Raw genomic sequence first — 1236 nt, forward strand, 5'->3', positions numbered from 1 at the left:
TAACCGCTTGACAGCAACAGAGGCTGCTGTAGAATGCGCGCCTCGGTTGAGACGAAAGCTCTTAACCAACCGCTCTTTAACAACTGAATCAAGCAATTCGTGTGGGTGCTTGTGGAGTCAGACTGATAGTCAACAAGATTATCAGCATCACAAGTTACTCCGCGAGAAATCAAAGATGTAACCAACGATTGCTGAGCCAAGTTTAGGGTTTCTTAAAAACCCAAAGATGTTTGAACTGAAGAGTTTGATCATGGCTCAGATTGAACGCTGGCGGCAGGCCTAACACATGCAAGTCGAGCGGTAGAGAGAAGCTTGCTTCTCTTGAGAGCGGCGGACGGGTGAGTAATGCCTAGGAATCTGCCTGGTAGTGGGGGATAACGTTCGGAAACGGACGCTAATACCGCATACGTCCTACGGGAGAAAGCAGGGGACCTTCGGGCCTTGCGCTATCAGATGAGCCTAGGTCGGATTAGCTAGTTGGTGGGGTAATGGCTCACCAAGGCGACGATCCGTAACTGGTCTGAGAGGATGATCAGTCACACTGGAACTGAGACACGGTCCAGACTCCTACGGGAGGCAGCAGTGGGGAATATTGGACAATGGGCGAAAGCCTGATCCAGCCATGCCGCGTGTGTGAAGAAGGTCTTCGGATTGTAAAGCACTTTAAGTTGGGAGGAAGGGTTGTAGATTAATACTCTGCAATTTTGACGTTACCGACAGAATAAGCACCGGCTAACTCTGTGCCAGCAGCCGCGGTAATACAGAGGGTGCAAGCGTTAATCGGAATTACTGGGCGTAAAGCGCGCGTAGGTGGTTTGTTAAGTTGGATGTGAAATCCCCGGGCTCAACCTGGGAACTGCATTCAAAACTGACTGACTAGAGTATGGTAGAGGGTGGTGGAATTTCCTGTGTAGCGGTGAAATGCGTAGATATAGGAAGGAACACCAGTGGCGAAGGCGACCACCTGGACTGATACTGACACTGAGGTGCGAAAGCGTGGGGAGCAAACAGGATTAGATACCCTGGTAGTCCACGCCGTAAACGATGTCAACTAGCCGTTGGGAGCCTTGAGCTCTTAGTGGCGCAGCTAACGCATTAAGTTGACCGCCTGGGGAGTACGGCCGCAAGGTTAAAACTCAAATGAATTGACGGGGGCCCGCACAAGCGGTGGAGCATGTGGTTTAATTCGAAGCAACGCGAAGAACCTTACCAGGCCTTGACATCCAATGAACTTTC

1 rRNA gene is annotated in these 1236 nt (G+C 50.9%); it reads left to right on the forward strand.

Features of this window, described 5'->3' with window-relative positions:
- Positions 1-232: 232 nt before the first annotated feature.
- Positions 233-1236, forward strand: a 16S ribosomal RNA gene (locus AC6CIA_RS26320); the annotation flags it as partial.

It is taken from the genome of Pseudomonas sp. GQ91, assembly GCF_059758795.1.